This window comes from Frateuria sp. GZRe14 (genome assembly GCF_051900395.1).
GTDB classification, from domain to species: domain Bacteria; phylum Pseudomonadota; class Gammaproteobacteria; order Xanthomonadales; family Rhodanobacteraceae; genus Frateuria_A; species Frateuria_A edaphi.
This window is the reverse complement of sequence record NZ_JBHZGJ010000001.1, coordinates 763611-785154: the sequence shown is the minus strand read 5'-3', so window position 1 is coordinate 785154 and position 21544 is coordinate 763611. Positions and strand designations below refer to the sequence as shown.

At 69.5% G+C, this 21544-nt stretch carries 20 protein-coding genes; 10 read left to right on the top strand and 10 right to left on the bottom strand.

The window, feature by feature from the left end; translation table 11 throughout:
* The first annotated feature begins 55 nt into the window (after positions 1 to 55).
* The 3 genes from ACFWZ1_RS03460 to ACFWZ1_RS03450 all read left to right on the top strand — a co-directional run bounded on the left by ACFWZ1_RS03460 (position 56) and on the right by ACFWZ1_RS03450 (position 2469).
* Positions 56 to 478 carry a DNA polymerase III subunit chi gene (locus ACFWZ1_RS03460; RefSeq protein WP_439665453.1) on the top strand — a complete coding sequence of 141 codons (423 nt, stop codon included), beginning with the start codon at positions 56 to 58 and terminating at the stop codon, positions 476 to 478.
* A 201-nt stretch (positions 479 to 679) separates the two neighbouring features.
* The gene (locus tag ACFWZ1_RS03455) at positions 680 to 1528 is read left to right on the top strand and encodes a PP2C family protein-serine/threonine phosphatase (RefSeq protein WP_439665452.1); all 849 of its coding nucleotides are present in this window, start codon (positions 680 to 682) and stop codon (positions 1526 to 1528) included.
* Positions 1529 to 1536: 8 nt separating this feature from the next.
* Positions 1537 to 2469: a LysM peptidoglycan-binding domain-containing protein gene (locus tag ACFWZ1_RS03450; protein ID WP_439665451.1), complete on the top strand. Its 933-nt coding sequence runs from the start codon at positions 1537 to 1539 to the stop codon at positions 2467 to 2469.
* Positions 2470 to 2524: 55 nt separating this feature from the next.
* On the opposite strand, the gene ACFWZ1_RS03445 is transcribed toward ACFWZ1_RS03450, so the two are convergent.
* The 4 genes from ACFWZ1_RS03445 to ACFWZ1_RS03430 form a co-directional block, all read right to left on the bottom strand.
* Positions 2525 to 4255 (bottom strand): protein kinase domain-containing protein, encoded by a 1731-nt coding sequence (locus ACFWZ1_RS03445; RefSeq protein ID WP_439665450.1) that lies wholly within the window; start codon positions 4253 to 4255, stop codon positions 2525 to 2527.
* A complete protein-coding gene (locus tag ACFWZ1_RS03440; RefSeq protein WP_231323685.1) occupies positions 4240 to 4764 on the bottom strand; it encodes an FHA domain-containing protein in 525 nt (174 codons plus the stop codon). Before ACFWZ1_RS03440 ends, ACFWZ1_RS03445 begins: the two co-directional genes overlap by 16 nt.
* Positions 4765 to 5053: 289 nt before the next feature.
* The gene (gene recQ, locus ACFWZ1_RS03435) at positions 5054 to 6868 is read right to left on the bottom strand and encodes a DNA helicase RecQ (RefSeq protein WP_231323683.1); all 1815 of its coding nucleotides are present in this window, start codon (positions 6866 to 6868) and stop codon (positions 5054 to 5056) included.
* Between the two features lie 150 nt (positions 6869 to 7018).
* The gene (locus ACFWZ1_RS03430) at positions 7019 to 7357 is read right to left on the bottom strand and encodes an MGMT family protein (protein WP_439665449.1); all 339 of its coding nucleotides are present in this window, start codon (positions 7355 to 7357) and stop codon (positions 7019 to 7021) included.
* A gap of 64 nt (positions 7358 to 7421) precedes the next feature.
* Here ACFWZ1_RS03430 and ACFWZ1_RS03425 point away from each other — a divergent pair, with 64 nt between their 5' ends.
* Positions 7422 to 7826: a hypothetical protein gene (locus ACFWZ1_RS03425; RefSeq protein ID WP_231323679.1), complete on the top strand. Its 405-nt coding sequence runs from the start codon at positions 7422 to 7424 to the stop codon at positions 7824 to 7826.
* A 97-nt stretch (positions 7827 to 7923) separates the two neighbouring features.
* Here the strand turns inward: ACFWZ1_RS03425 and ACFWZ1_RS03420 are convergent, their stop codons facing one another.
* Positions 7924 to 9045, bottom strand: a complete 1122-nt coding sequence (locus ACFWZ1_RS03420; protein WP_231323678.1) for an inorganic phosphate transporter — start codon at positions 9043 to 9045, stop codon at positions 7924 to 7926.
* Positions 9046 to 9055: 10 nt separating this feature from the next.
* Positions 9056 to 9685 (bottom strand): DUF47 domain-containing protein, encoded by a 630-nt coding sequence (locus ACFWZ1_RS03415; protein WP_231323676.1) that lies wholly within the window; start codon positions 9683 to 9685, stop codon positions 9056 to 9058.
* A 165-nt stretch (positions 9686 to 9850) separates the two neighbouring features.
* Between ACFWZ1_RS03415 and ACFWZ1_RS03410 the strand changes: the two genes are divergently transcribed.
* From ACFWZ1_RS03410 to ACFWZ1_RS03395, 4 genes are all read left to right on the top strand, one after another.
* Positions 9851 to 11173, top strand: a complete 1323-nt coding sequence (locus tag ACFWZ1_RS03410; protein WP_231323674.1) for a hemolysin family protein — start codon at positions 9851 to 9853, stop codon at positions 11171 to 11173.
* A 65-nt stretch (positions 11174 to 11238) separates the two neighbouring features.
* The gene (otsB, locus tag ACFWZ1_RS03405; RefSeq protein WP_439665448.1) at positions 11239 to 12093 is read left to right on the top strand and encodes a trehalose-phosphatase; all 855 of its coding nucleotides are present in this window, start codon (positions 11239 to 11241) and stop codon (positions 12091 to 12093) included.
* A gap of 69 nt (positions 12094 to 12162) precedes the next feature.
* Positions 12163 to 13548 carry an alpha,alpha-trehalose-phosphate synthase (UDP-forming) gene (gene otsA, locus ACFWZ1_RS03400; RefSeq protein WP_231323670.1) on the top strand — a complete coding sequence of 462 codons (1386 nt, stop codon included), beginning with the start codon at positions 12163 to 12165 and terminating at the stop codon, positions 13546 to 13548.
* Positions 13549 to 13891: 343 nt separating this feature from the next.
* Positions 13892 to 15847, top strand: a complete 1956-nt coding sequence (locus tag ACFWZ1_RS03395) for a CocE/NonD family hydrolase (RefSeq protein WP_439665447.1) — start codon at positions 13892 to 13894, stop codon at positions 15845 to 15847.
* Positions 15848 to 15907: 60 nt separating this feature from the next.
* Here the strand turns inward: ACFWZ1_RS03395 and ACFWZ1_RS03390 are convergent, their stop codons facing one another.
* Both ACFWZ1_RS03390 and ACFWZ1_RS03385 read right to left on the bottom strand, forming a co-directional pair.
* Entirely contained in the window at positions 15908 to 16513 is a 606-nt protein-coding gene (locus ACFWZ1_RS03390; RefSeq protein WP_439665446.1) for an HAD family hydrolase, read from the bottom strand.
* A 65-nt stretch (positions 16514 to 16578) separates the two neighbouring features.
* A complete protein-coding gene (locus ACFWZ1_RS03385) occupies positions 16579 to 17028 on the bottom strand; it encodes a RidA family protein (protein ID WP_439665445.1) in 450 nt (149 codons plus the stop codon).
* Between the two features lie 193 nt (positions 17029 to 17221).
* Here ACFWZ1_RS03385 and ACFWZ1_RS03380 point away from each other — a divergent pair, with 193 nt between their 5' ends.
* Positions 17222 to 17695 carry a GNAT family N-acetyltransferase gene (locus ACFWZ1_RS03380; protein ID WP_231323663.1) on the top strand — a complete coding sequence of 158 codons (474 nt, stop codon included), beginning with the start codon at positions 17222 to 17224 and terminating at the stop codon, positions 17693 to 17695.
* Positions 17696 to 17768: 73 nt separating this feature from the next.
* Positions 17769 to 18008 carry a hypothetical protein gene (locus ACFWZ1_RS03375; RefSeq protein WP_439665444.1) on the top strand — a complete coding sequence of 80 codons (240 nt, stop codon included), beginning with the start codon at positions 17769 to 17771 and terminating at the stop codon, positions 18006 to 18008.
* On the opposite strand, the gene ACFWZ1_RS03370 is transcribed toward ACFWZ1_RS03375, so the two are convergent.
* Positions 18005 to 18352: a GFA family protein gene (locus tag ACFWZ1_RS03370; RefSeq protein ID WP_439665443.1), complete on the bottom strand. Its 348-nt coding sequence runs from the start codon at positions 18350 to 18352 to the stop codon at positions 18005 to 18007. The genes ACFWZ1_RS03375 and ACFWZ1_RS03370 overlap by 4 nt on opposite strands.
* A gap of 104 nt (positions 18353 to 18456) precedes the next feature.
* Positions 18457 to 21543 carry an efflux RND transporter permease subunit gene (locus ACFWZ1_RS03365; RefSeq protein WP_439665442.1) on the bottom strand — a complete coding sequence of 1029 codons (3087 nt, stop codon included), beginning with the start codon at positions 21541 to 21543 and terminating at the stop codon, positions 18457 to 18459.
* Between the last annotated feature and the right edge of the window lies 1 nt (position 21544).

Here is a 21544-nt window from a genome sequence, read left to right as displayed (position 1 = left end):
GCCGCCGGCGCCGCACTCGCGGCGCCGGCCTTCCAATCATCCTGCCGAGTCGACCATGCCCCGCGCCGACTTCTACCTGATCGACAAACCGCGCTTCCGCGAGCAGCCTCTGCTGCTGGTGTGCGAACTGGCGCGACGCGCCTATGCGGCGCAGCAGCCGACCCTGATCCTCACCCGCGATTTCGAGCAGGCCGAGGCAGTCGACGAACTGCTGTGGGACTTCGACAGCGACGCCTATATCCCGCACCAGCTGGCCGGCGACGACGACGACGCGCACACCGCCGTGCTGATCGTGCCGCCCGGCATCGACACCGCCGACCGCCCGCTGCTGATCAACCTGCGCGACGCCTGCCCGAACGGCCTCTTCGAGCGCGTGCTGGAAGTCGTGGCCGCCGACGAAGCCGAGCGCACCGGCTCGCGCGAACGCTGGCGCGAGTACCACCAACGCGGCTTCCAGCTCGCCAAGTTCGACATGTAGGCGCGCGCTCCGCCAGGAGCGTCAGGCACGTCGGCACCGTTGCCTCCCGCAGCGCACCTGCGCGCGACCGGCGGACCCGCTGTTTGCGCATACCCCGGTCGCGCACGGGTGCGCTCCTGCAGGGACCGCGAAGCCTGGTGGGTCCGCACCGCGCCGGCCCAAGCGGTATGCTCTTGGCCATCTTCGGACAGGGGCCGGACGATGGATCACGGGATCGAGGAAGCGCAGGCGGTGCCGTCGGTCGTGGCCGGCCGCGCACGCGGCGGGCGCGCCACGCAACAGGACGCCTGCATCTGCCTGCATGACCCGGCCACCGATACGCGGTTGCTGGTGCTGGCCGACGGCATGGGCGGCGATGGCGCCGGCGAGCTGGCGTCCGCGGGCGTCATCGAGGCCACCCGCCGGCTGTGGCAGCAAGGCCTTTGGCGCGAACAACCCGGCCCGCTGTTCCTGGAATCGCTTTGCCAGTCCGCCCACGCCGAGCTGCGCCGGCGCGGCGAGGGACTGATCGGCGCCGAACCGCACTCGACGGTCGTCATGCTGCTGATCCGCGGACGCCGCGCCTGCTGGGCACACGTGGGCGACAGCCGGCTCTACCGCTTCCAGCGGGGACATTTCCTCGGCCGCACCGAGGACCACAGCGTGGCGCAGCTGAAGGTGGCCCGCGGCGAACTCGAGGCCGAGGCGATGGGCGAGGACATCGACCAGCACATGCTGCTGCGCGGGCTGGGCGGGCCGCATCCGCCCCAGGTCGAGCATGGCCTTGCCGCCTTGCGTTTGGGCCAGTCCTTCGCGCTGTGCAGCGACGGCGTGTGGGAGCGTCTGTCGACCGAGGAGCTCGCCCGGCTCGCCCGCCGGCGCAACCAGCGCGAGGCGCTGCACGAAGCGCTGGGACAGGCGGTGGAGCGCGGTGGCGAGGACGGCGACAATGTCTCCTTGATCTTCGCCCGGATAGGCTGGATGCAATGGTTGCGCGCCCGCAGTCGCGGACTGTGGAAGCGCCTTGCCCGCCGCCGCATGGCGGGCGACTTGGGTATCGGACAGGTATGAGGCAATCGGTGCAGAACACGGATTACGCGCGCAATGTCGCGCAGGGCCAGCGACTGGGGCCGCTGGTGCTGGTCGGCTTGTTGGCGATCGGGCTGGGCGGCTGCGCCCAGTTGCAGCAACTGAAGGCGCGCATGACCGGCCACAACAAGCCGGCGGTAACGGTGACGCCGACGCCGGCCGCGGCGCCGGTTCGCACGCCGGCCGACGAGGCGCCGCCGCCCTCGCTCGCTTCCATCATCAATGACCAGCTGCAATCGGGCCACTATGCCGAGGGCGAGCGGCAGCTGCGCCGCTACCTGCAGGTCTACCCGGATGATCGCGCGGCCCAGTCGGTATTGCGCCAGCTCACCGTCGATCCGGAAGAGGCGCTGGGACACGCCTCGCGCCCGTACGTGGTGCGTCCGGGTGATTCCTACAGCACGCTGGCCGCCCGCTTCCTGGGGGACGGCGGACGGTTCCTGATCCTGGCGCGTTACAACGATTCGGCCGATCCGTCGATGCTGCGCGTGGGCCAGACGCTGCGCGTGCCCGCCTCGCGCCTGGCCGCCGGCACGCGACCCGAAGGCCCGGTGCAGGCCCCCGATGCCGCGGCTGCAGCGCCATCTTCCGGCGACGATTCCGGCACGGCCAGGGCGCGCCACCTGCAGGACGAAAGCCTCGCGCTGCTGCACAAGGGCCAGCACAGCCAGGCGCTGGAACGGATGGACCAGGCGCTGGACGTCGACCCGCGATTGCCGCCTTCGGGCGCGGACGCCAAGGCGCTGCGCAAGCAGCTGGTGTCGGTCTATCACCAGCGCGCGATCGTGCTGTACCGCGATCAGCAACTGGACCAGGCGATCTCGCTCTGGAACCGCGTGCTGGCGATCGAGCCGGATTTCGAGCCGGCGACGGTGTACCGCGCGCGGGCGCTGGAGCTCAAGCAGCGGTTGAAGCAGTACTGAGGAATGCCGGATGGCGGGGGCGCCCATCCCGTTCCGGCGCCCGGCAAGCTCGCCGCTAATGCCGCGTCGCCTCGTCCTCCACCCGCTGCTCGGTGGGCATGATCCGGGTGGGTAGTTCAAGCGGGACCGTCGGTTTGGAAGTGGGCCGGCGCGGTCGTCGCTCGCGTGCCTGCAGGGCATTGCACATCAGGTTGAAGGCGGTGAACAGGCGGCCAAGTTCGTCGTGGCGCACCAGCCGGATGCGGTGGCCGAAATCGCCGCGGCCGACCCGCAACATCGCCTCGCCAAGCACGTCCAGCAAACCGAGCAGGCGGCGGAACAACCAGTAGGCGGCACCGGTCACCGCCGCCAGCGTTACCAGCAGCACGGCCACGATGGCTTTGAGCGTGGTCTTCTGCGCGGCGCGCAGCGGCGCGTCGCTGATGCCCAGGCGCAATTGGCCGACCTTGGCGGTCTGGTAGTTGACCGGCACGTCGAACACGAGCATTTCGCCGGAGTCGTCGCCGTCGGGCAGGCGCACGCGGTAGCTGGCGATGTCGGCCGCACCCGGCAGGAACTCCTCGTTGGTGCGCTCCGGCAGCGGCTTGTCCTGTTCGTCCGCGCGGGTGCTGGCGATCACTTCGCCGTAGCGGTTGGCCACGGCCAGGTAATAGATCTGCTTGTTGCGCGCGATGTCCTGCACCAGCGCGCGCGTGGCGGCGCGGTCGTCCAGCAACAGGTTCTCCGCCGCCTCGCTGGCGACCATGCGGCCTAGCGACCGTCCATAGTCCTGCGCCAGGCCGGTAACCGCGGCGTTCTGCCGGGTGTAGATCGCGGCCAGGCCGATCAGAAGCGTCAGGCTCAATACCGCGGCCAGGATGCCGGCCCAACGCAGGCGCAGCGAGATCAGCCGCGTGGCGATCGGCTTCGCGTGCAGGCGCTCGTACTCGCGCAGGGCCAGGCGCAGGTCGTCGACCAGCTCGGCGCCGCGCTGGTAGCGGTCCTGCGGCGCGGGCGCGAGCAGCGTCTGCACGATGTCCAGCAGGATCGAGGGCGTGAACGGGTCGCGCAGTTGCAGCGTGGGCTGCGGCACGCGCTGGCGCTCGGCCTGCAGGCGCCGGACGTCGCCGGTTTCCTCCCACGGCAGCTTGCCGCTCAGCAGCCAGAACAGCACCACGCCCAGCGAGAACAGGTCGCTGCGCGCGTCGGTACGTTCGCCGGACAGATGCTCCGGCGCCATGTAGGCGGGCGTGCCGCCGACCTCCCGGCGCGGCCCGCCGGGACTGCGCGGGTCGCGCCGCTCGGCGATGCCGAAGTCGCTCACCTTGGCATGCTGCCAACCGTCGGAGAGCATGATGTTCTCCGGCTTGATGTCCTGATGGACCACCCCTTGCGCGTGCGCGTAATCAAGCGCGCCCGCGATCTGCTCGACCAGGCCCAGGATCACCGGCAACGCAGGAAAGCCCTCGCGCGCCACCCGGCTGGCCAGGGTGTCGCCCGAAAGCCGCTCCATCGCGATGTACGGGCGGCCGTCCTCCATCTCGCCCACGTCGAACAGGGTGACGATGTGCGGATGGGTCAGGTGGCCGACCGCGCGCGCCTCGGTGACGAAGCGCGCGCGATAGACCGGATCGGCCGCCACCGCGTTGCGCAGGCATTTGATCGCGACCTGGCGCTCGATTTCCGGATCGAAACCGGCGTAGACCACCGCCATCGCGCCGGCGCCGAGCACGCCCTCGATACGGTAGCGTCCCACCGTCGGCGGGACGGTCCGTTCCTCGGCGACTGGAGTCAGGCCAGCCACCATGCCGCCACTCCCATCGCCACCAGCGCCACGGCGCCGAGCGCCAGCCAGGCGTGCCGGGCCGCAGCCCCTGCACCACGTTCGCGGGTGAGGAAGGTGAATTCCATCTGCCCGAAGCGGACGCGGTCGCCGTGGCGCAGGGTCGCCTCGTGGACGCGCTTGCCGTTCACGAAGGTGCCGTTGGTCGACAGTGTGTTCATGACCACGTAGTGGTTTTGCTGGTTCATGATCCAGGCATGCGAGGCCGACACGCTCAGGTCGTCCAGCACGATGTCGTTGTCGCCGCGCCGGCCGATCGTCTGCCGGCCCGAGCGCAGGGAGATGCGCTGGCCCTGGAGCGCGCCGGTGGCACCCTCCAGCACCGGGGCGGCGGCGCTGGCGCGGCCGAGCAGGACGGGCGCGGCCTCACGGGCGACCTGGCGCAGTTCCTCGGCGGAGAACAGCCGGGTTCCCTGCGGTCCAGACGATCGCTTGCTGCGGGAAAGAACGGGTGTCTGGCCAGGGCTTTCCATCGATATGCCTCGGTGGGATATCCGCGCACTATAACCAAGCGTCTGTCATCAAGGCATCGGGACGCTCGCACCGCACCCTTGGCAACCCTTGGGGAGCGGCGACGTTCATACAGCCAGTCCGGCCACGGCGACGCGTCACGCTCTGCCTCCGCACTCCATCAGCGCAATCCAGGGCGTCCATGAAGCGTATTCCCGCTTGAAGACGCGGCGAACCTGTGCGGCAGCGCGTGAATTCGGCGTATAGGCCGGTCACGCGGCTGCGGTGGGTTCCGGCCGCAGCGCGGGACTCCTACTCCGGCGCGTTGATCACCGCCAGGAAATCGCGGCCGTATCGCTTGAGCTTTGCCTCGCCTACGCCACTGACCTCCGCCAGCTCATCCTCGTTGGCGGGCATGGCGCGCAACATCGCCAGCAGCGTGGCGTCGTGGAACACCACGTAGGGCGGCACGCCCTGCTGTTTGGCCAGCCGGGTGCGCAGGCCGCGCAGGGCATCCCAGAGGGGTTGTTCGTAGGCTTCGATGCCCAGGCTTGCGCCGGTCACCAGCTGGCTGTCGCGGCGGCGGCGGGTGCTGCGCACGGGGCGTGCGTCCTCCCGCAGCAGCACCGGTTGGCCGCCGGTCAGCACGGCCCGGCTGGCGGTCGTGAGGCGCAGGGTGCCGTAGCCCTCGGCGTCGGCTTCCAGCAGCCCGGCGGCGAGCAGCTGACGGAACACCGAGCGCCAACCTTTCTCGTCCATGTCGGCACCGATGCCGAACGTGGTCAGGCTGTCATGGCCGAGCTGGCGCATGCGTTCGCCCTCGATGCCGCGCAGGATGTCGATCACATGCCCGGCGCCGAAACGCTGCCCGCTGCGATAGACCGCCGATAGCGCCTTCTGCGCAGGGACAGTGGCATCCCAGGTCTTCGGCGCCTCGATGCAGTTGTCGCAGTTGCCGCAGGGTCCCTCGTAGTCCTCGCCGAAGGCGCCAAGCAGTAGCTCGCGCCGGCAGCGGGTGGCCTCGGCGAAGGCGAGCAGGCCCTCGAGCTTCTGCCGTTCGATGCGCTTGCGTTCGTCGGCCGAGTCGGACTGGGCGATCATCTGGCTCATCGTCACCACGTCGGACAGGCCATAGAGCATCAGGGCTTCCGCCGGCAGGCCGTCGCGACCGCCGCGGCCGGTCTCCTGGTAGTAGCCCTCCATCGAGCGCGGCAGGTCCAGGTGCGCGACGAAGCGCACGTCCGGCTTGTCGATGCCCATGCCGAAGGCAACCGTGGCGACCATCACCACGCCATCCTCGCGCAGGAAGCGCTGCTGGTTGGCCGCGCGCACCCGCGCTTCCAGGCCCGCGTGGTACGGCAATGCCTCGATGCCGGCCTCGGCCAGCCATGCTGCGGTTTCGTCGACCTTCTTGCGGCTCAGCGCATAGACGATGCCGGCCTCGCCACGGTGGCCATCGAGGAACTGCATCAGCTGCGTGCGCGGATTGTGCTTGAGCGCCACGCGGTAGCGGATGTTCGGCCGGTCGAAGCTGGAGACGAACCGGTGCGCTTGGCCAAGCCCGAGCCGTTCGACGATTTCTTCCCGGGTGCGCTCGTCGGCGGTGGCGGTGAGCGCGATGCGCGGGATCTGCGCAAAGCGATCGGCCAGCACCGCCAATTCGCGGTACTCCGGACGGAAGTCGTGGCCCCACTGCGAGACGCAGTGCGCCTCGTCGATGGCGAACAACGCCACGTCGATCTGTTCGAGCAGGCCAAGGAAGCGCGACGTGAGCAGCCGCTCGGGCGCTACGTAAAGCAGTTTCAGGCCGCCGGCGAGCAAGCGCCGTTCGACCTCGCGCTGATCCTCGGGCGGCAGGCTGGAATTGAGGTAGGCCGCGGCCACGCCCGCCTCGCGCAAGGCGTCGACCTGGTCCTGCATCAGCGCGATCAGCGGCGAGACGACGATCGCCGTGCCCGGTCGCAGCAGTGCGGGAATCTGGTAACACAGCGACTTGCCGCCACCGGTGGGCATGAGTACCAGCGCGTCGCCGCCCTCGGCCACCGCGTGCACGATGGCTTGTTGCTGGCCGCGGAAGCTGGCGTAACCGAAGACGCTGTGGAGAAGATCGAGGGCGCGGGAGGACATCGGGTGAATGCTACCAAAGCGGCGTGTCGCGCCCGTCCGCGACACACGCCGGTAGCGGTAGGCAAAGCCGGATGCGGGTTGTAGGTCGCCGGCTGCGTGGGTTGGCTTCCGCCCACCGCGTCCCAGCCGTCACGGTGGACTGAAGCCCACCTACAACGTCATGCCCCAAAGCGCGCGGTCCAGGTCCGCATCCAGTCCAAAGCGCGACAGGGGCACGCGGCCATTGACCACCTCGATGCCCTCCGCGCGCAGCAACCGGCACTGCTCGCGGAAGCCGCGACTGCCCGGCGGCAATGCGACGTGGCCGTTCGCGCGCAGCACGCGATACCAGGGCAGCTCCATCCCCTCCGGGGTCTCGCCCAGCAGCTTGCCGACCAGCCGCGCGCGGCCCGGCAACCCGGCGCGGGCGGCGATCGCGCCATAGCTGGCGACGCGGCCATGCGGGATGGCGGCGATGGCGGCGTAGACGCGGGCGTGGCTTTCCTGCATGGCTCGTCACTTGGGCACGATGCGGCGGGAGGTTACCATCGGCGTCGCATCAAGGAGTCCGCCCATGCGCCATTTCGAAGCCGTGCGTTCCCACGTCGGCAGCCAGCACGCGCTGCGACAGAACGATCCGTACCTGATCAGCTTCGATCTGGCCCTGCCGCTCGGGCGCCACCAGGGCATCTACCTGGCCGAACTGGAGGACGAGGGCGGCCGTCGCTACCTGCGCCTGTCCACGCCGATCGGCCCATTGGCGGGCACCGATCCGCGCCGCTGCCTGCGCTTCAACTGGGAACAACGCACCGGCTTCCTCGCCGTGGCCGACCTGGACGGCTCGCCCTATCTGCACCTGTGCGAGAACCGTCCCTACGAATTCCTCGACGGCGGCGAGCTCGAGCGCCTGATCGGCGAACTCGGCCAGCTCGGCGACCAGTTGGAGCAGGTCATCGCCAGCGGCGGCGACAGCTTCTGACGCAAACGGTGCGCGGCTTTTTCGTGAAGCCGCTGCCAGCGTGCTTTTCCGCCGGGAGCACCGGCCGCAAGCGCAGCTTCTACGAAAAAATCCCGGATCAGTGCGCGAACAACTGCGCGAGCCGCACGAAACCGTAGGCCAGCAACGCGGTGATCGGAAGGGTCAGGATCCAGGCCCACACCATGCGCTCGACCACCGACCAGCGGATCGCGTTGAAGCGCTTGGCCGCGCCCACGCCCATGATCGAGGCGGACACGTTGTGCGTGGTCGACACCGGGATGCCGAACGCCGAGGCGGTGAGGATCACGGCGGCGGAGCTTCCCTCGGCCGCGAAGCCGTTGATCGGATGCAGCTTGACCATCTTGTGGCCGAGCGTCTTGATGATGCGCCAGCCGCCACCGGCCGTACCCGCCGCCATGGTCAGCGCGCACACCACCGCGACCCACGCCGGCACGTTGAAGCCACCCTCGGCCGAGCCGGCGACGCGCAGGAACCCCAGCCAGTGCGGGAGGTGGTCCATCTGCCCCGCCGCGGTGCCGCCGGCCAGCGCCAGCGCGATGATGCCCATGCTCTTCTGCGCGTCGTTCATGCCATGGGCCAGCCCCATCGCGCTGGCCGAGACGATCTGCGCCTTGCCGAAGAAGGCGTTGACGAACGGCGTGCGGCCCAGCCGCTGCAGCCAGCCCTTGCGGTTGGCGAGCCAGGCGAACAGCGCATAGAGCGCGCCCATCAGCGCAAAGCCGATGACGAAGCCCATTACAGGCGAGACCACCATGGGCACGATCACCTTGGGGATCACGCCCTTGCCGGCCCACCAGCCGCCTTGGGACCAGATCACGGCGCCGAAGTTGTCGCCCGCCGCGGCGACCGCCGCGCCCACCAGCGCGCCGACCAGGGCATGGCTCGAACTGGACGGCAGCCCCCACCACCACGTGATCAGGTTCCACACCGTCGCGGCCAGCAGCGCGCAGATCAGCAATTGCGGGCCGGCGTCGACCACGTGCGTGTCGATCAGTCCAGCGGCGATGGTCTTGGCCACCGCGGTGCCCCACAGGGCGCCGATGAGGTTCGTCACCGCTGCCAGCAAGACGGCCTGGCCCGGGCTCAGCACCTTGGTCGCCACCACCGTGGCGATCGAGTTGGCGGTGTCGTGGAAGCCGTTGATGTAGGTGAAGGCGAGTGCGATCAGCACCACCGCGAAGACCAGGCCCAGGCTCATGCGTGCGGCCTCAGGAGTGCTTGAGCACGATCGAGTAGACGATGTTGCCGACGTCGCGGCACTTGTCGATCGCCTTCTCGATCAGCTCGAACAGGTCCTTGGCGAGCATCGCCTTCATCGCATCGCTGCCCTCGACGTAGAGCGAGCGGTAGGGCGCCAGCAGCATGCGATCGCCCTCCGATTCCAGCGCCTGCAGGCGATCCTGCAGTTTCCTCACCGGGTCGATGTGCAGGCCGCGGCGCAACTCGCCGATCATCTCGCTGACCACCGCCGTGGACTCCTCCAGCACGCAGGCGCGTTGGGCGAAATCCACGTCCGCCACGCGCTCGGCCACGATGGAGTAGCGCTCGGCGAATTTCTCCACCGTCTTGGGAATCTTGTACAGCGCCGAGTTCAGGGCCTCGATGTCTTCACGATCCAGCGCGGTGACGAAGGTGTTGACCAACGCCTCGCTGATCTGCGCGGCGAGCGCCTTTTCGCGGGCGCGGGCACCGGCGAAATCGGCCATGACCGGCGCGCGCTCCTTGTGGGCGAGCATCTGGTGCAGTGCCTTGGCGCTGCCATGCGCCGCCTCGGCGCTCTGCTCGAGCAGGCCGTAGAACTTGTCGCCCTTACCGAAAATCGTCTGCAATGAAAACATGCGCGTGCCTGGAAGCCGGAGTGAGGGGTCAAACAGGCGACATGTTACAGGAGCCACCGCGGCAACGGCTGACGCGGGCCTTCACCGGCCATGCACGCCCCACTGCGCGCTTGCCGGGCATCCCGTACACTGCGCACCCATGCGACCCCGAAGTCACCCGCCGCGATGCTGACCGATATCGCGCTCGTCATCCTTCTGTCGGTCTTCAACGGCTTCTTCGCCTTGTCGGAAATGGCGCTGATCGCCTCGCGCAAGAGCCGCCTCAAGCAGATGGCCCAAGGCAGCGGCCGTGCCCGCGTGGCGCTGCGCCACGCCGAGGCGCCGGAGCATTTTCTCTCGACCGTGCAGGTGGGCATCACGCTGGTGATGCTGGTCACCGGCGCCTTGGCCGGTGACCGGCTGGGCGAGCACCTGTCAACCTCGTTGCGGGGCACCCCGGCCGACTGGCTGACGCCCTACGCGCACATCCTGGGCGTCGTACTGAGCTTCGTGGTGATCTCCTACATCCAGGTGGTGATCGGCGAACTGCTGCCCAAGCGGCTGGCGCTGTCGGCACCCGAGCGCATCTCCAGCGTGGTCGCGGTGCCGATGCTGATCCTGGCGCGCATCACCGCGCCGTTCGTGTGGCTGGTCAACGTTTCCAGCGGCTTTCTGCTGCGCCTGTTCGGCGTGCGCCGGCAGGGCCAGGGACGGGTCACCGAAGAGGAAATCCGCCTGCTGGTCGCCGAGAGCGCCGAGCAGGGCGTGCTCGACGCGGATGAGCACAACATGGTCAATCGCGTGCTGCGCCTGGGCGACCGCACCGTCGACAGCGTGATGACCCCGCGCATGCGTATCGCCTGGCTGGACCAGACGGCCTCGAGCGAAGAGAACACCGCGGTGATGCGCGAGACGCCCTACTCGCGCTACCCGGTGTACCAGGGCGACGAGAGCGACGTGGTCGGCGTGCTGGAGGTCAAGAGCCTGATCGGCGGCATGACCGGCGACACGCCGGAACTTTTCCGCCAACTGGCCAAGCCGTTGTACGTGCCGGCCACGGCGCGCGCGATGGACCTGCTGGAGGAGTTCCGCGACGCCGAAACCCCGATGGCGCTGGTGGTGGACGAGTATGGCGACATCGAGGGTCTGGTCACGCTCAACGACCTGCTCGCGGCGGTCGTCGGCGCCAGCCAGCTCGGCCACGGCGGCAACGAGGAGCACCCGCCGATCGTGCCGCGCGAGGATGGCAGCTGGCTCGTCGACGGCTCGCTCTCCACCGAGGACCTGCGTGAACTGCTCCACGTCGAGCGCCTGCCCGGCGAGGAGGAGCACGAGTTCCGTACCGCCGCCGGCATGGTGATGACCGCGCTGGGACACATCCCGCAGGTGGGCGAGGTCTTCGCCTGGCGCGGTATCCGCTTCGAGGTGGTCGACCTCGATGGTGCGCGTATCGACAAGCTGCTGGTGACGCCCGCCCCGCGCATCGAGGCGGCCGACGACGAGCAGTAGCTGGAACCTGCAACGGCATCGGCCCCGTTCGGCCTTTCACGTTCCCCTTTGCTAGTCTCGGACCGATGTCTTCGTCCAAGCCCGCCAGCGTGAGCCCGTCCCTGCCGGCGCCACCGTTGCCCCGGCCGGGCCAGCGCTGGGCCCTGTTCCTCGACGTGGACGGTTGCCTGCTGGAATTCGCCGACGATCCGGCCGCGGTATTCGTTTCCCCCCGACTGCGCGCGCTCCTGCAGGCGCTGCACGACCGGCTCGATGGCGCGCTGGCGCTGGTCAGCGGGCGCGGCGTGAAAGATCTGGACCGGCTGTTCGACACGCCGGCCTGGGCGCTTGCCGGCCTGCACGGCTACGAGCTGCGCTACGGCGACGGCCGCCACCGCGAGCTCACCGCCGATCCGGCCGACCAGGCGCGCATGCGCGCCGCGGTGCAGGCATTGGCCGACCGGCTCGATGGCGTGCAACTGGAAGACAAGCAGCACGCGATGGCGCTGCACTGCCGGCGCGATCCGGACCGCCTGCCGGCCCTGCGCGCGGCGGCCGAGGCGGTCGCCGCCGACCTGCCCGGTTACGAGTTGCAGCCGGGCAACCTGGTGATGGAGTTCAAGCCGACCGGAATGGACAAGGGCCGTGCCGTGGACGAGCTGATGCAGCAGCCGCCGTTCGCCGGCCGCACCCCTGTGTACCTGGGCGATGACCTGACCGACGAGCACGCTTTCGACGCGGTCAACCGCGCCGGCGGCATGAGCGTGCGGGTCGGGCAACGCGAGCCCAGCCATGCCCGGTTCACGCTGCCTAGCCCGGCCGCCGTCCAGGCTTGGCTGGAGCGGGTGCGGGACGCACCCAGCCACGGACAAGACCTTCCACAGGGAGTACCGATCGATGCCGACAACGGCGGAGGACAACCACCCGACCGCCAGCCTTGAGCTGGACCTGACCGGCGCCTGTCGTACCACCGCGCCGCGGACCGCCCGCGCGCGCACCGGTGGCGCACGATGACGCGCACCGGCAAGAAGCCCGGCCGGCTGGTGGTGGTCTCCAACCGCGTCGCCATGCCAAAGCAGACGGCCACCGGCGGCCTCGCCTCGGCCATGCGCGCGGCGCTGCAGGAGCGCGGTGGACTGTGGTTCGGCTGGAGCGGCAAGCTCGCCACGCATACCGCCGAGGAACTGCACCGGCTCAGCGACGGCGCGATCGAGTACGTCACCATCGACCTCTCGCGCGCCGACCACGACGACTTCTACGCCGGCTTCGCCAATCGCACGCTGTGGCCGCTGTTCCACTACCGGCCCGACCTGGTCGATTACCAGCGCAGCCATCTGGAAGGCTATCTCCGGGTCAATGCGATCTTCGCCGACGAGCTGGTCAAGCTGCTCGAGCCGGACGACATCATATGGGTGCACGACTACCACCTGATCCCGCTGGCCGCGATGCTGCGCGAGCGCGGCGTGCGCAACCGCATCGGATTCTTCCTGCACACGCCGCTGCCGGCAGCCGCGCTGCTGATCGCGCTGCCCAAGCACCGCGAGCTGCTCGAAACGCTCGCCAGCTACGACCTGGTCGGCCTGCACACCGCGCGCGACCTGCGCGCGCTGGAGGATTACTTCCTGCACGAGGTCGGCGGCGCGATGCGTCCGGGCGGCCGGCTGCGCGCGGCCAATGGTCGCCTGTTCCGCGCCGGCGTGTTCCCGATCAGCATCGATACCGCCGAGGTGGCCGACGTGGCGCGCAAGGCGATGGGCGAAGACGCGGTGCGCGAGTTCAAGCAGAGCCTGGACGGGCGCGACCTGGTCATCGGCGTCGACCGGCTGGACTACTCCAAGGGCCTGGCGCAGCGCTTCGAAGCCCTGGCCCACGTGCTCGAGCGCTCGCCCGCGCTGCACAGCCACGTCACCCTGCTGCAGATCGCCCCACCCTCGCGCGGCGCGGTGCCCGAATACCGCCTGATCCGTCGCGAGCTCGAGCGCATGGCCGGCCACATCAACGGCAAGTTCGCCACGCCCGAGTGGGTACCGATCCGCTACGTCAACCAGTCCTTTCCGCACAGCCTGCTGGCCGGCTACTACCGCGTGGCGCGGGTGGGCCTGGTCACGCCGTTACGCGACGGCATGAATCTGGTCGCCAAGGAATACGTGGCCAGCCAGGATCCGAAGAATCCGGGCGTGCTGGTGCTGTCGCGCTTCGCCGGTGCAGCCCAGGAGCTGACCGAGGCGCTGCTGGTCAATCCTGCCGATACGGTCGAGGTGGCCGATGCGCTGGAGCGTGCGCTGGCGATGCCCCTGCGCGAGCGGATCGCGCGGTGGCGGTCGATGATGGACGTGCTGCAGCGGCATGACCTGACCGCGTGGCGCATTGCCTTCCTGCATGCGTTGACGAGTTGATCGGGCGGGCTTGCGCTCCCGCTGCACTTTAGCAACCGCTCAACCGGGCCCACGCAGGCCGGCCTGCACCCCTTCCGGCCGGAGGTGGGGCTGGATGCTTTGCCGCAGGCGCTTCCACGTCGGCACCTGCGCCTGCGCCCGGCAGGAACGGCTGTCCGGGAGCGGCCAGGTGCTCCCGGACAGCCAGCCCAGCGCGAGCGGCTATTGGCACGCGCGCCGAACAAAAAGTCCTTTCGCCCTGGGCGCCACATCTCCCAAGCGCCCCGCCCCGAGTTGTGCGACCCGCCCGCACACCCGCCCCCGATCCGATTACGCTAGCCCGGTTGCCCCAGGGAAGCCCGCCATGAAGTCACGCCTCGTCGTCCGACCGATCCTGCTGGCCCTGCTGTTCGCCGCCAGCGCCGCCCTGCCCGCCGCCAACGCGCCGCAGTCGGCATACCCGAACTATCCCAGCGAAACGCCAGCGCGTTTCACGCCCGCCACCGCGGGCTTCGACTACGAGCGGCGCGAAGTGATGATCCCGATGCGCGACGGCGTGAAGCTGCACACCGTGATCCTGGTGCCGAAGGGCGCAAAGCACGCCGGCATCCTGCTCACCCGCACGCCCTACGATGCCGATGCGCTGACCAGCCACACCATGAGCGGCCACTTGGCGCCGATGCTCCAGGGCTACGACAACGCCACCGACGTGATCGTCGAGGACGGTTACATCCGCGTGGTGCAGGACGTGCGCGGCAAGTACGGCTCCGAGGGCGACTTCGTGATGAACCGCCCGGTCCACGGGACGCTCAATCCGACGCCCGTGGACGACGCCACCGACACCTGGGACACCATCGACTGGCTGGTGAAGAACGTCCCCGAGTCCAACGGCAAGGTCGGCACGCTGGGCATCTCCTACGACGGCTTCGAGCCGCTGATGGCGCTGATCGACCCGCACCCGGCGCTCAAGGTGTCGGTGCCGATGAATCCGATGGTCGACGGCTGGATGGGCGACGACTGGTTCCACAACGGCGCCTTCCGCCAGCAGAACATGTCCTACATCTACGAGCAGGAAGCCAGCCGGGACAACGCCATCCGCTGGTGGACCAATTTCCACGACGAATACGACCTGTTCATGCACTACGGTTCGGCCGGCGCGATGGGCGAGGCGTACGGCATGGGCCAGCTGGGCTTCTGGAACAAGATCGTGGCGCACCCGGCCTATGACGCGTTCTGGTCCGACCAGGCGGTCGACAAACTGTTGGCGAAGCAGCCGTTGAAGGTCCCGGTGATGCTGGTGCACGGACTGTGGGACCAGGAGGACATCTACGGCGCAACGGCGGTGTACCGCGCGATCAAGCCCAAGGACACCGGCGGCACCATGGTCAGGCTGGTGATGGGGCCGTGGTACCACGGGCAGCAGATCGACGAGGGCAGCGCGCTGGGCGCGATCCGCTTCGGCAGCGACACCGCTAAATACTTCCGCGAGCAGATCCTGCGGCCGTTCCTGGCGCAATACCTGAAGGACGGCGCGCCCGGGGCCGACATCGCGCCGGTCACCGCCTTCCAGACCGGCACCAACCGCTGGCAGCGCCTGGACCACTGGCCGCTGGCGTGCGCCAAGGGTTGCGCCACCACGAGCCGCGCACTGTATCTGGAGCCGGACCATGCGCTGGGCTTCGACGCGCCGGGCCAAGGCGCCGCCTATGACGAGTACATGTCCGACCCGGCGCATCCGGTGCCGTTCCGTGCCCGCCCGATCCAGCCGGTCGGGTACGACAATGGCCAGACTTGGCAGGAGTGGCTGGTGGACGACCAGCGCGAGGCATCCGGCCGCACCGACGTGCTGACCTACGTCTCCGAGCCACTGACCGCGCCGCTGACCATCGCCGGCGCGCCCGAGGTCCATCTGGTCGCCTCCACCAGCGGCACCGACAGCGACTGGGTGGTCAAGCTGATCGACGTCTATCCCGACCAGGTCGCCGAGCAGCCGCAGATGGGCGGCTACCAGCTGGCGGTGGCGATGGACATCTTCCGCGGCCGCTACCGCACCGGCTTCGACAAGCCGGCGCCGCTGGCCAGCAACCAGCCGCTGGACTACCGCTTCAGCCTGCCCAACGCCAACCACGTCTTCCTGCCCGGCCACCGGCTGATGGTGCAGGTGCAGTCGAGCTGGTTTCCGCTGTATGACCGAAACCCGCAGACCTACGTGGCGAACATCTTCAAGGCGAAGGCGGCCGATTACGTGAAGGCAACCCAGCGCGTGTACCACGCGCCGGGCAGGGCCAGTTTCATCGCGCTGCCGGTCGTGAGCCGCTGACGCGGGTCCTTCCCCCGCCACGCGGGGGAAGGATTCGGGTGGGAGCCGTACGGCGATCGGTCAGGCGTGCGCCAACTGTTCCTGGCCGCGATAGAAGCGGTGGTGCGCGAGATCCAGCAACGCGAGGTCCTCGTGCGTGTCGCCATAGGCATAGATGCGCCCGAACCTCGCCAGGTCGTAATGGACGCGTACCCGCCGGGCCTTTTCCTCGTTCACGCACTGTGCGCCCAGGTATCGGCCGGTGAGGCGCCCATCGCGATGTTCCAGCGTGGAGCAGACCAGCGCCAGGCCGTGCCGGCGGCACCAGGGCGCGAGATAGACGTCCAGCCCGCCGGAAACCACCACCACGGTGTCGCCCTGCCGCTGGTGCCAATGGACGCGCGCCATCGCTTCCGGCCGCAGCAGCGGCGGAAGTGCCTCGTCGGCAAACGCCGCGCCGTGGGCCTGTACGCTCGCAAGCGCCACGCCGGCGAAGCCGACCCGCACCACGGCGGCGCGCACCGCCACGCCCGAGACCACGCCACACTTGTAGCCGGCGACCCAGGGAGCCAGCAGCAGCCTCCCCCACGCCTGCCGGCGCGCCGGCACGGCGCGATACATGAAAGCCGCCATGGTCTCGCGGGTGGTGATCGTTCCGTCGAAGTCGAACAGCGCAAGGTTCGCCACGCATCAGTCCTTTTTTGCGTCGGCGGATTCTAGCGCTGCTGCACGGGCAGCCTGGGCGATACGGATCAGCGTCGCGGTTTTCGCCCGGACGGCTGGACCGCCTCGGCGGCTACCTCGATCATCAGTTCGGGCCGGAACAATGCGTCGACCTTCACCAGCGTGCTGGTGGCCGGCGCGTCGGCGGGCAGGTAACGCGCCCGCACATCGCGCAACACGTCCAGGTGCGCAAGGTCGGTGACATACATGTCGGTGCGCACTACGTCCTTGAAGTCCAGCCCCGCACTCCTCAGCGCGATGCGCAGGTTTTCGAACACCTGCACGCACTGGGCACGGAAATCGCCTTCGCCGACCACCCTGCCCTCGCGGTCCATCGCGACCTGGCCGGAAATCGACACCATCCGCCCCGGCGGCGCGACCACGACGTGCGAATAGCCGTGCGCTGGCGGCAGCTCCGGCGGGTTGATGGCCTGTAGTGTGTCCTGGGCCTGCAGGGCAGCGGCGAGGACCAGCCCCATGCAGCCCAGCAGGGCAAGTGGCCTGCGCGAGGCGCGGGGCGCGGGGCGCGGATGGACGTCCGTTCATCGGTATTCCTTCTGGGAGAAGAGGCTTGCACCGTAGCAAAGCCCGACCAGATGCGCGGCGGGACTTCCCCGCCGCGCCTGCTCGGTGGTAGAACCGCTCCATCGTTGCCAACCGAACGACCGCCGCATGAGCGATTCGAATTTCCTGATCCGCCTGGCCGAGGACGACGACGACTTCATCCTCGGGTTGGTCCCGCGTTTCGTGGAGTTTCCCCTCCCGCCCTGGCGCAAACGGCACACGTGCATCGAGGGCATCCGCAAGGACTTGCTGCGCCACCTCGAGGACGGCACCGCCAACGATTTCCTCTTCATCGCCGAAGACGGCGACGGCACCGTGGTCGGTTTCATCGAACTGCAGAAGACGCAGGACTTCTTCACCGGCCGCACCAACTGTCACATCAACAACGTGGCGGTGGCGCCCGCCCATGAAGGCCGCGGCGTGGGCAAGGCGCTGATGACCCACGCCGAGGCGTGGGCCCGGGAACACCGCTGTGCGCTGATCACCCTGGCGGTTTTCCCGGGCAACGAGCGGGCACGCGCGATCTACGAGGCCGCCGGCTACGGCGTCGACCTGCTGCGGATGGTCAAGCCGGTCCAGTAACTAGCGCAAGACGCGGATGGCCGCCACCAGGGGCGCGGCCGGAGGATGGCCGCCCGCACCGCGGAGCCACGCCATGCCACGACCGTTCCTGTTCCTTGCCCTCGCCGGCATGCTCGCCAGCGGCCCGCTGCGGGCCGACTGCGAGTTGCTGTATGCACCGCCGGAGGTACGCGCCCGGCTGCTGGCCTTCCATTACACCAACGAGCTTCGTCGGGCGAGGGAGCAAAAGCGCCACCAGGTGATCGACGGCGCACGCACGTCGCCACCCGCCACGAGGGCGCGCGATCGCGGGGCGATCGGCAGGACGCGCTAGAAGCTGCGTCCGTCCACCGGCACGCGCTTGAGTGCAGCCAGGTCCAGTCCTTCCAGGCAGCGCGCGTTGATCGCGGCCATCGACTGGCCATCCGGCGCGGTGCCGAACGCCAGCGGCGCACAACCGCATTGCGGGCAGAAGCGGTGCTCGATGGCATGTTTGTTGAAAGTGTAGGTCGCCATGTCGGCTTCCGGCGTGGCCAGCTCACGCTGGCCACGCGGCACGAACCAGAGCAGGTAGCCCTTGCGGCTGCAGTGCGAGCAGTTGCAGTCGATCACCTGGTCAAGCTCGCCCTCGACGTCGAAGGCGACGCGGCCGCAATGGCAGCTTCCGTGGTAGCGCATGGTCGATCCGGTATCCGTGGCCGAAGCGTATTGGAGCACGCCACGCGCGCGCCCGTAGGTGGGCTTCGGCCCACCATGGATGACCCACGGTGGCAAAAGCCCACCTACGCGCGATCGGACCGGGTGGCAGGCCGCAGGTAGCGGCCGGCAAGCGCCGGCATGACGAGCAGGTTGAGCACGGTGGACGTGAGCAGGCCACCCAGGATCACGATCGCCATCGGTCCCTCCACCTCGCGCCCGGGCTCGCCGCTGCCCAGCGCCAGCGGCAGCAGGCCCAGCGCGGTGACCAGGGCGGTCATCAGGATCGGCGTCAACCGCTCGCGCGCTCCGCGCAGCACCGTGTAGCGGTTCCAGTGCGCGCCTTCGACGGCGACCAGGTGCTCGTAGTGGGCGATCAGCAGGATCGTGTTGCGCGCGGCGATGCCGAACAGCGTGACGAAGCCGACCAGCGCGCCGATCGACAGCACGCCGCCAGCCAGCGCCGCGGCGAACACGCCGCCGACCAGCGCGAACGGCACGTTGGCCAAAATCAGCGCCACGCTGCGCCGGTCGGGGAAGGAGAGCAGCAACAGCGCGATGATCGCCGCGCCCGCGAGCGCGCTGTGCAGCAGCAACGCGTGCCGCGCGGCCACCGCGCCTTCGGCGGCGCCGCCGAACTCGACGTAATAGCCGGCCGGCAGCGTCAGTTGCCGGTCCAGCTCTGCGCGCGCCTGAGCCACGAAGCCGACCACGTCGGACGTGGCCGGCGTCACCGCCAGCACGAGCCGACGCCGGCCTCCCTCGTGCTGCACGCTGGCGCGACCCTTGACCAGGTCGACCGTGGCGACCTCGGACAGCGGCACGCTCTGGCCGTCGGCGGCCGGCAGCAGCAACGCGCCGACGGCCTCCGGGTCGCGCACGGCTGTGTTGTCGAGGGTCAACCGGATCGCGACCGGCTGGACGCCGCGGTAGACCTCGCCAACGACCACGCCCTGGTGCGCGGCGGCCACGGCGTCCAGCACGTCGGTCATGCGCAGGCCGCGTGCGGACAGCCGGTCCGGGTCGGGCGCGATACGCAGGGTCGGCACGTCGGCCGATTCGGCCAGCCGCACGCTGCCGGCGCCGGGAACGGCCTTTACGATGGACTGCGCCCGCGCCGCCAGCGCGTCGAGGCGATCGAGGTCCGGGCCGTAGAGGCTCAGCGTGACCGGCGCCGTTTCGCCCGAGAGCGATTCGCTGATGCGGTCACCGAGGAAGGTCACCACCTCCGAGTTCAGGCCGGGATAGCCGTCCAGCAATTTGCGCAGCGCGTTCTCGATGCGCACCTGCGCGTCCGCCGCCAGGCCCGGCTTCAACTCCACATGCAGCTCGCCGCGGTTGGGCGGCCAGGTGTCCTGCACCGCTTCGGCGCGGCCCATCTGCAGCGACACGCTGGCCACGCCGGGGATCGTCAACACGCCGCGGCTGATCCGCTCGCCGATGCGGTCCATCTCCGCCAGCGAGGCGCCCGAGGGGCCGGTCAGCTGCAACACGAAATGCCCTTCGCGGAACTCGGGCAGCAGCGAGGCGCCGAAGAACGGCAACGCCGCCACCGCCAGCGCACCGACGACCAGCGCGGCCGCCAGCAGCGCGCCGCCGTGCGGCAGCGCGCGTTCGAGCAGGCGGTGCTGGGCGAGTTTGATGCGCTTGAGCCAGCGCGGCTCGCGATGGCGTCGGCCCGGGCGCAGCAGCCACAAACACAGCGCCGGCGTCACCGTCAGCGCCACCAGCAGCGAAGCGAAGGTGGCCAGCAGGAACGCGCCGGCCAATGGCGCGAAGAAACTCCCCTGCAGGCCCGGCAGCAACAGGATCGGCACGAACACCAGTCCGACCACCACGGTGGCCAGCACCACCGGCCGGCGCACTTCCAGCGAGGCGGCCAGGACCGTATCGATGCGTGGTGCCGTGCCCCCCGCCGTGCGCAGGCGCCGGTCGATGTTCTCCACGTCGATGATCGCGTCGTCCACCACCACGCCCAGCGCCACCGCCAGACCGCCCAGCGTCATCGTGTTGATCGTCCAGCCGAACCAGCGCAGCGCGAGCACGGCCAGCGCCAGCGACAACGGGATGCTGACGAAGGAAATCAGCGCCGTGCGCCAGTCCTTCAGGAACAGCACCAGCACCAGCAACACCAGCGCGGCGCCTAAGGCCAGCGCATCGCGCATGTTGGCCAGCGCAACCTCGACGAAGGTCGCCGGGCGATGCAGCGCCGGCACCAGCGTGACGCCCTGACCGGCGAGCATGGGTTTGAGATCGTCCAGCGCCTTCTCGACCGCGCGGGTGACTTCCAGCGTGTTGCTGCCGTACTGGCTGGTCATCGCGATGAGGATGCCCGGCCGCGCGTCGATGCGCGCGTCGCCGAACGCCGGCGCGGCGCCCACGCCGACGCTGGCCACATCCGCCAGCGTGATGTTGCGCCCGGCATGGCGGGTCACCACGGTGCGGCCCAGTTGCGCCGGGTCGCTGAGGCCGCCATCGGCTTCGAGCACCACACGCTGGTTGGGCGTGTCCATGTAGCCGGCGCCGCGCACGCCGCTGGCGGAGGAGGCTGCCGCGCGCACGTCTTCAAGGGTGAGGCCGTAGGCGGCCAGGCGGTCCGGATACACCCGCACCTCCCATTCGCGCACGCCGCCGCCGAACACGATCGCGTCGGCCACGCCCGGCACCGCAAGCAGGCGCGGCTTGACCGTCCAGTCGGCAAGATCGCGCAAGGCCAGCGGATCGAGCCGGTCGCTGACCAGGCCGATCTTGAGCAGGTCCATGGTCGAGGACGTCATCGGGCTCAACGAAGGCGTATCGACGCCGGCCGGCAGGCTGGCGGCCGCCTCGCCGACCCGCTCGGCCAGCAGCTGGCGATCGCGGAATGGATCGCTGCCTTCCTTGAACACCACGTCGATCACCGCCAGGCCCTGGATCGACTGCGAACGCACCACGTCGACGGCCGTGGTTCCGTTGACCGCGTTCTCGATCGGCTGGGTGACGCGCTGCTCGACCTGCAGCGCGGTGAAGCCAGGCGCCTCCACCTGCACGGTGGCCTGTGCCGGCACGAAATCGGGAAACACGTCGTAGCGGGCCTCGATGAGCCGCTGCACGCCCAGCGCCAGCACCAGCGCGGCCAGCAACACCACCCAGCCGGCGGCGCGCAACGCGCTGCGGACGATGGCGACGAGCACG

Bases quoted from the DNA above. Each gene is read 5' to 3' on its own strand.
- otsA (WP_231323670.1), top strand. From the start codon at position 12,163: ATGACGCGCACCGGCAAGAAGCCCGGCCGGCTGGTGGTGGTCTCCAAC.
- ACFWZ1_RS03370 (WP_439665443.1), bottom strand. From the start codon at position 18,352: ATGCGCTACCACGGAAGCTGCCATTGCGGCCGCGTCGCCTTCGACGTC.
- ACFWZ1_RS03420 (WP_231323678.1), bottom strand. From the start codon at position 9,045: ATGAGCCTGGGCCTGGTCTTCGCGGTGGTGCTGATCGCACTCGCCTTC.
- ACFWZ1_RS03460 (WP_439665453.1), top strand. From the start codon at position 56: ATGCCCCGCGCCGACTTCTACCTGATCGACAAACCGCGCTTCCGCGAG.
- ACFWZ1_RS03455 (WP_439665452.1), top strand. From the start codon at position 680: ATGGATCACGGGATCGAGGAAGCGCAGGCGGTGCCGTCGGTCGTGGCC.
- ACFWZ1_RS03395 (WP_439665447.1), top strand. From the start codon at position 13,892: ATGAAGTCACGCCTCGTCGTCCGACCGATCCTGCTGGCCCTGCTGTTC.
- ACFWZ1_RS03380 (WP_231323663.1), top strand. From the start codon at position 17,222: ATGAGCGATTCGAATTTCCTGATCCGCCTGGCCGAGGACGACGACGAC.
- ACFWZ1_RS03415 (WP_231323676.1), bottom strand. From the start codon at position 9,685: ATGTTTTCATTGCAGACGATTTTCGGTAAGGGCGACAAGTTCTACGGC.
- ACFWZ1_RS03430 (WP_439665449.1), bottom strand. From the start codon at position 7,357: ATGCAGGAAAGCCACGCCCGCGTCTACGCCGCCATCGCCGCCATCCCG.
- ACFWZ1_RS03375 (WP_439665444.1), top strand. From the start codon at position 17,769: ATGCCACGACCGTTCCTGTTCCTTGCCCTCGCCGGCATGCTCGCCAGC.
- ACFWZ1_RS03445 (WP_439665450.1), bottom strand. From the start codon at position 4,255: ATGGTGGCTGGCCTGACTCCAGTCGCCGAGGAACGGACCGTCCCGCCG.
- ACFWZ1_RS03385 (WP_439665445.1), bottom strand. From the start codon at position 17,028: ATGGGGCTGGTCCTCGCCGCTGCCCTGCAGGCCCAGGACACACTACAG.
- otsB (WP_439665448.1), top strand. From the start codon at position 11,239: ATGTCTTCGTCCAAGCCCGCCAGCGTGAGCCCGTCCCTGCCGGCGCCA.
- ACFWZ1_RS03440 (WP_231323685.1), bottom strand. From the start codon at position 4,764: ATGGAAAGCCCTGGCCAGACACCCGTTCTTTCCCGCAGCAAGCGATCG.
- ACFWZ1_RS03410 (WP_231323674.1), top strand. From the start codon at position 9,851: ATGCTGACCGATATCGCGCTCGTCATCCTTCTGTCGGTCTTCAACGGC.
- recQ (WP_231323683.1), bottom strand. From the start codon at position 6,868: ATGTCCTCCCGCGCCCTCGATCTTCTCCACAGCGTCTTCGGTTACGCC.
- ACFWZ1_RS03425 (WP_231323679.1), top strand. From the start codon at position 7,422: ATGCGCCATTTCGAAGCCGTGCGTTCCCACGTCGGCAGCCAGCACGCG.